This is a genomic window from Luteibacter sp. P4_E6 (genome assembly GCF_056401535.1).
In genome coordinates, this window is record NZ_JBFUJE010000197.1 from 1 (window position 1) to 7,091 (window position 7,091).

General features: G+C 60.0%; 4 protein-coding genes. 2 read left to right on the top strand and 2 right to left on the bottom strand.

What is annotated here, in order from left to right; genetic code table 11:
• Positions 1 to 384: 384 nt before the first annotated feature.
• The gene (locus AC1DT2_RS12795) at positions 385 to 1,815 is read left to right on the top strand and encodes a hypothetical protein (RefSeq protein WP_477296638.1); all 1,431 of its coding nucleotides are present in this window, start codon (positions 385 to 387) and stop codon (positions 1,813 to 1,815) included.
• On the top strand, positions 1,812 to 2,585 hold the full coding sequence (locus AC1DT2_RS12800) for a C1 family peptidase (RefSeq protein WP_477296639.1): 774 nt from the start codon (positions 1,812 to 1,814) through the stop codon (positions 2,583 to 2,585). Before AC1DT2_RS12795 ends, AC1DT2_RS12800 begins: the two co-directional genes overlap by 4 nt.
• A 368-nt stretch (positions 2,586 to 2,953) precedes the next feature.
• Here the strand turns inward: AC1DT2_RS12800 and AC1DT2_RS12805 are convergent, their stop codons facing one another.
• Positions 2,954 to 6,064: an efflux RND transporter permease subunit gene (locus AC1DT2_RS12805; protein ID WP_477296640.1), complete on the bottom strand. Its 3,111-nt coding sequence runs from the start codon at positions 6,062 to 6,064 to the stop codon at positions 2,954 to 2,956.
• 262 nt (positions 6,065 to 6,326) lie between these two features.
• On the bottom strand, positions 6,327 to 7,091 hold a 765-nt coding region (locus tag AC1DT2_RS12810), incomplete at its 5' end, for a hypothetical protein (protein ID WP_477296641.1).

Consider the following 7,091-nt stretch of genomic DNA (forward strand, 5'->3'; position numbering starts at 1 on the left):
AGTCTGTATCGCCTCTCGACTTGGGCCGAACGCTTCATCACCAATCGTCCGGCGAAGTGCGTTGCACTGGCGGCTCCGGAATGCAAAAGGCCCGCTGACGGCTATCAGCTAGTGAGTGTTCCGAGGCACCGAAAGCTCGTCGGAAGTTGCCGGAATTGCGCTGTAACGAAGCAGATACGGCCGAATGGGGCAATTGAACGTGGTCTGTTCCGAGGCGCTTAATTCGGTGCACGCTGCAGCGCGCGTGCCCGGTAGCCGGCCACGCAGTTAACCGCCATGAGTCAAGGATCGCCTACGCCTACTACGCGGAGCGACTGCCACGTGGCCACTAGTTCCTGCGCTTGGGCTCTCGACCACGTACCGAAGCTGAGAGGGGATTCGACCATGCTCTTCGATTATGGCGTCACGCTCCTAGTCGCTGTCGTCGTCATAGGCACAGGCTGCACTACGAAACTCGAAGTCAAGAAAAGCGACCCCGGCGATAAATCGGCGCGCATCGGCGCACCTTATTCGCTGATGTTCACGCAGTACGACATCGAAGTAATGCGTACCGTGACAAAGTGCGATCCGGAGCTACACGCAATGATTAGCGCGGACGTGAAAGCAGTCCAGGCACGACCGGATCCATTGCAGCGCTTCACCTTGGACCTTAATAGCCTTTCGAGTCCTCTGAAGGCCAGCTCGATTAAGGTCGGTTACTACGACGACGGAGGCATCGCAAGTGTAAATGCCAGCGCTGACGATCACTCCGTAGCGTTCATATCAAACGTCATCGGTGGCCTAGTCAAAGTGGCGACCCTCGTTGGYGCGGCCGGCGGAGTGGGCGGTGGCAGCAAGAGCGTCTGTACGCAGGAGGTCACCGACGCACTGAAGGCAGCATCTAGTCTCGATTCCCAAGTCTCTGCCGCCACCAAGCTTGTGGAGCTTCGCACCGACGAGACAAAGGCACTCAATGCGAAAGCGGCCGCGCTTGGGGAGAACGTCGACGACGGCACTAAAGCGGCTCTTTCAGCAAAGTTCGATCAGCTTGCAGCCGCAGCCGCAAAACTTAAGAGTCTGACTTCTCAGATGGAAAAGCAGCTAGCAAAGCTGACGTACACCGAGGTCCTAGTCTGGCCACCGGACGGCAGTTCCTTCGAGGTAACGTCGACCATGAGTCCCAGCTTGCGGAAGCAGTGGGGTGAGCATCTCGACGGGTCCGACGAGAAGGGAGAACAGTTCAATGTCCATGTGTATCTGGAAAAAAGGGGTGCAGCTCCAGGACATATTTCAGCGCCGTCTGTCGATCCAGCTCACGGAATACCCGTGCGCCTGCCAGAGGCAGGACGGCTTACCGTTTGCGCCGGAGCACCGTGTAGCCCAGATAATCTGCCGCTTGCTTCGTGGGAGGGAGAAGTCCTCCAATTCGGAGACGTTTTCTACCTGCCCTGTGTCAGTCGTGCGTTCGGCAGCACCGAGTGCAGTCTAGAGCTGACGGAAGCCGGGAAGCTGAAGGCGATTGGTGTCCAGCAAAAGAACGCAACGGCCGAAGGGGCTACCGCCGCAGCCAAAGAGGGCTTGGGCCAGGTGGCGGATGCCAGGGCTTCGCAGCGCGCGGCAAGTACAAAGAGACTAGAGGCAAAAACGGCTGCGCTCAAGGCTGAGGCGGACTACAGCAATGCTCTCGCGGCACTCGCGCCCAATCCGCTTAAGGCGGACGAGGATGCCACCGAAGCACTGAAGGCACATACCACTCTTTCGAATGCGAAGGTTGCTGACATAGAAGCAGACGATGCCCTCCGAGGAGCCATAGCGAATGCGGGAAATGTGCCATGAGTGATCGTTTCGGAAACGCGTGGAACGTACGTACGAAGAAAGTTTCAACGGGATTGTTGACCGCGTTGCCGCAGTTCAAGCATCCCGCCCTTCCGGTGCCGATTGTTCAGAGACGGGCATTTGCCCTCGTGCAGCCGACGGCAGAATCTACTACTGTGCGAGCAATCGACTGGCACGAGCTCGGGGCAGTCCCACCGGCCAAAGATCAGACGCCTTGCAATTCTTGCAGTTCGTTCGCGATGACCACGACAGTGGAAGCACTCCACTTCATCAAGACGGGTAAGCGAATTGCGCTCTGCGCAGGCTTCATCCATACCTGTTTGATGGAATGCGACTGCGACGAACCGGCGGATCTTGCCGAAACGGTCAATATTGTCTGTGCACACGGCATTGCCCTCGGCGCCGAAGACGATTATCCCGACCCTCCGACTATGTGTGCGACTCGTAACCTCTACCCGGTCATCCAACGGGCGGCACTTCGGGATCAGCAGCAAGCGATGAACTCCCTGGTGGAGAACGGCCCGTTTGTTGCGACGATGATGACTGAGCCCTCGTTTCTACGCCTCCCAAAAGGGCGAATCTACAGGTTTAACGACGCCCCGGGAGCAACGCTGCACTCGGTGTCAGTAGTTGGATTTGACGCCGATGGCCAGTATTGGATCATCGCAAATAGCTATGGCAAGTCCTGGTGCGACGGTGGTATTGGGCGGGTCGCGTTCGGTACGGACGCTCCGCTCGGAGGTCGCGAAGGATGGCGGCTCATAGTGTGATTAATGTGCTTGGACACCCGCATTCACTTAAACTTTCCGTAGTTATTAACCGTCGACGACTGTAGATTATCGATCGTTTTGCCGTCGATGACTTATATAAGCGGTAAGCGACATTTTCTTCTCCTTGTCCTCTGTGTTGTCCTCCTATTCGAGCCACCACAGGATGCTTGTCTTTATGCGCCCCAGAGTCATAGGCCTTGCAACGGTTGAGCCAACGCTGTGCCACATCGTCCGGCGCCCAACCAGGATGGGCATAAATCTGCCGAACGAGTTTGTTGTGAGCGCTAGCGGCTTCGATCGAACGCCGATGTCCCTCGGTAGGTGGGGCGTTGATCGGTGTTTGAAGAGTGGCCCCTCAGGGCGACGCCTCAGAGGCTCCGTCTGGCCTTTCGCTGCGCGTGATCGTGCTTCCACAAATAGATCGCCGGTGTACTGAGCAAGGTCAGCAACTGCGAGACGATCAGTCCGCCAAGCATCGCGATACCGAGTGGCCTGCGCATTTCCGAACCGACGCCGAAGCCGATCACCAGTGGCAGGGCTGCACCCATGGCTGCGAGGGTAGTCATCGTGATCGGCCGAAACCGGACCAGCGCCGCCTCCGTAATGGCTTCCACCGGTCCCATGCCGAGCTCCCGTTCGGCCACCAGCGCGAAGTCCACCATCATGATGGCGTTCTTTTTCACGATGCCGATGAGCATCAGCACGGCGATCACGGACATGAGTGTGAGCGGGGTTTGCGTTACCAACATGGCAAGATAGGCCCCCATGCCCGCTGCAGGTAGCGTCGATAGAATCGTCAAGGGATGGATGAGGCTTTCGTAGAGAATGCCAAGCAGCACGTACATGAGCACGATCACGGCCACCAGCATCACCACGGCGCCCACGACCGCCTCGATCAGCTTCTGGTTGCTGCCCGCATAATCGTTCTGGACGCCTGGCGGCAGCCTCGCCTGGTCGACCAGGTCGTCGACGATCCTGATGCCTTCGACCTGGCTGACGCCTTTCGCGAGGTTATACGTGATCGCGGAGGATTCCAGCTGATTCCAGTGGCTTACGCCTGTCGGCGTAATGGAAGGGGCGATTGTCGCGACGGCAGACAACGGTATCATCTGTCCCTGTGCGCTGCGCACGTAGGTATTGAGAAGATTACCTGGCTGCAAGGAACTGGCGCCCGACGATGTCAGGATGACGCGATATGGGTTGATATCCGAGTAGATGGTGGAGACCGGACGCTGTCCAAACGCGTCGTACAGCGCCTCGTCGATCCGACTCATCGTCACGTCCAACCGGCTGGCCGCATCGCGATCCACCGTCACGGATTGCTGCATGCCAATGCCGTCGAAACTCGTGCCCACGTCGCGAAGTTGCGGTAGGGCCCGGAACCGCTTGGCCAATTCCAACGTGGTTTCCTGCAGGCTGCGCCCCGACGAACTGGTCAACTGCATCTGGTACTGACCACCTCCCGAGCGGGTGTCCCCTCCCCCGCCAAAGAACTGCACCCCGGTGAGCGTGACGTCGACGTCGCTCCAGGTTCTGAACTTCTCGCCGAGACGCTTGATCACGTCGTCGACCGAAGCCCTGCGCTGCGGGACGGGCTTGAGATCGACATAGATGCTCACCGTGCTTCCGACCGCCCCGCCGGCGTCGTTGGCGCCCCCGAGGGCAGCGGTCACATCGACGACGTCGGGATCCGCAAGTATCTCGCGGCTCACGTCCCTCGCACGTCGTGCGAGTTGATCCGGCGACACATTCGCGTCGGTGCGCACGTTCGCCTGGAGCATCCCCAGATCCTCGTCCGGCATGATCCCGCCGCCTGCCGTCATCGCGACGGCGATAGCCATGAAGACGGTAAGCACGAGTAGTGCGAGCGGTTGCCACCGCATGACTCGGCGGTGGTGCATGGYCCAGGCGAGCATTCGCTGGTAAACCCTCAGCGACGCCTCGTCGAACCTCGCCAGCCGACGCGATGCGGCGGCGAATCGATGCGCTTCCCACGTCGGGCGGCGTTGGAAAAAATACGCACACATCGCGGGCGTTATCGTCAGCGAAACGACGGCGCTCACGATGATAACCGCCGTGAGCGTCACGGAGAACTCCCGCACGAGCGTCACGAACATGTTGTTGCCGAATACCATCGGCGCGAACACGGCGATCAGCGACAGCGTGATGGATATCACCGTGAACCCGATTTCCTTCGTCCCGACCAGCGCTGCCTCGAGCGGTGACATACCCAGTTCCATGTGCCTGACAATGTTCTCGATCACTACGATGGCGTCGTCCACGACGAACCCGATCGCGAGCACCAGCGCGATGAGCGAGAGGGTGTTGAGCGAGAAGCCGAACATCCACATGGCAATGAAGCCACCAGCCAGCGAAAGTGGGACGCTGGCCATGGCGATCAGCATGGGCACCCATTGGCGGAGGAAGGCAAGCATCACTGCGGCGACGGTAAAGACACTCAGCAGCAGCGTTAGCTCCACCTCATGCAAGCCCGACCTGGTGGTCTGCGTCAGATCGAAGATGGGCCGGATCGTGATGTCCTGCGGCAGCAACCCGCGGAGTTCGGGAAGCCTCGACCTGATCGTTTCCACCGTTGCCACGGCGTTTGCCTCGGGCCGCTTGCTGATCTGCATGACAACGGTCCGTTCGCCGTTGAACCATGCGCCTTTGTATTTATCTTCCGGGCCGCTGCTTACGCGGGCCACGTCGGACAGACGGACTGGGACGTTGTTGCGCACCGCGATCAACAAATGACCGAACTCGGCAGGCGTCTGCATGGCGTCGGTGGCGACGACGGTCATCTGCGTATGGCCGTTGCCGATGACACCGAGGGCCGAGGTCACGTTGGCCGCGATGATTACGTTGCTGACGTCATTCGCGGTAATCGATTTTGCCGCCAGCGAGAGGTTATCCAGTTCGATTCGGATGGCATGCGGCGACCCACCCGACAGCTGAACGTTGGCGACCCCCTCAATGCGGGCCACGGCAGGCTTCGCAAGGGTATCGGCAAGGTCGTAGAGCCGGTCCGGCGGAAGGCTAGTGGAGGTCAGCGTGACCAGGAGAATCGGTATCTGCGAGGTATCGAACTTCGAATACTGCGGCGGGTTGGGCATGCCCGGCGGCAGGTCGACGGCGGAGGCGTTGATGGCGGCCTGCACGTCGCGGGCCGCCGAATCCGTATTCACGCCGAAGTCGAACAGGATCTGGACCTGCACCGCCCCCTCGTTCGCGATGCCGCTCATCTGCTTCACCCCAGGGATCCGTCCGAGGTGACGCTCCAGCGGAGCCATGACCGTGTTGGCCATCGTGTCCGCATTGGCGCCAGGCATCTGCGCGAACACAACTATCGCTGGTAGATCCAGCGATGGCAGGGCGGCGACGCCAAGCAGCAGGTAAGCCCATGTGCCGGCGATCAGCAATCCGAATCCCAGCAGAGATGCACCAGCGGGACGTCGAATCAACGGCGCGAAGATGTTCATTGTCTTTCCATGACCCCATGCCCAAGAGGCGAGCAAACAGCACCCGCTCCCTCGCTGGCGGCGCGTTCCCGGCTACCCTACTAGCTCCCCCCACCCGCAGCGCATGTGCCATAAGGAGGATCTGACGGCGGCTCTATAGGTGGCGGACCGGTGGGCAGGATGGCAACTCTGCTTCATTCTTCTTCCATGCTATGGCGACTGATTTTCCTAGCCTGCTCATTATCGGCGTCATGGTGATTAACGCGCTGTCAAAGCCGGAAGCTCATCGAGGCTGCCGCAAAGCTCTCCACACGGCCATAAGTCCCCCAATACCAGCGACCACAGCCACGAAGATCAGCACGTAATCAACCAACCCTGCCGGCCCCCACGCATCCGGATAAGAACGGCCTGGATGCGCCAGGAAGGCGCAGTTCCATGTAACGACACCAAGCATGACGGCCAACGCTGCCCACACCGCTCTCCCGATGGCGCCGCGTGTGCTGCCGCCGCGATGGCGAAACAGTATCCAGGCGCCCGCCATGGGGATGCCGAACAGTCCCAGCGGGAATCCCCAAAAGCTAACGATCCACCAAGCCCGCCGGAGTTGCCATTTGACGCTGGCCGAAGCGTTTCGGCTTTTCTGAAACTCCTGTGCCTTTGCCTCCTGCGCGGCATAGTCACCGGATTTGATCTCCGCGGTGATGGCCCCGTGGTAGTGCTCGTAAACCACCAGATCGCTGCCGACAAGCGCGGGCTGCTCGCCGCCCGACTGGAAACGCGTAAGACGGTCGAGTAAGGCAGAATCCCGGGACGGATCGGCGGGTACGTGGATCACGTCGCAATACACCCACATAGATTGTCCGAGCTCGGACGGTGTCGTGTCGCAACTGAGCGCAATGTCGGGGCCGTTGCTGTCATGCAAGACGTAATGCCGGGAGAGCGTCCACTCGCCCATTCGGTGCGTAGTGGCGATGGCGCGAACTATGTATCCATCAGCGCGATGGCCGATCTGGGTCCATGGCACCCACCAGATGCCCGGCCTGACTTC

Bases quoted from the DNA above. Each gene is read 5' to 3' on its own strand.
- AC1DT2_RS12800 (WP_477296639.1), top strand. From the start codon at position 1,812: ATGAGTGATCGTTTCGGAAACGCGTGGAACGTACGTACGAAGAAAGTT.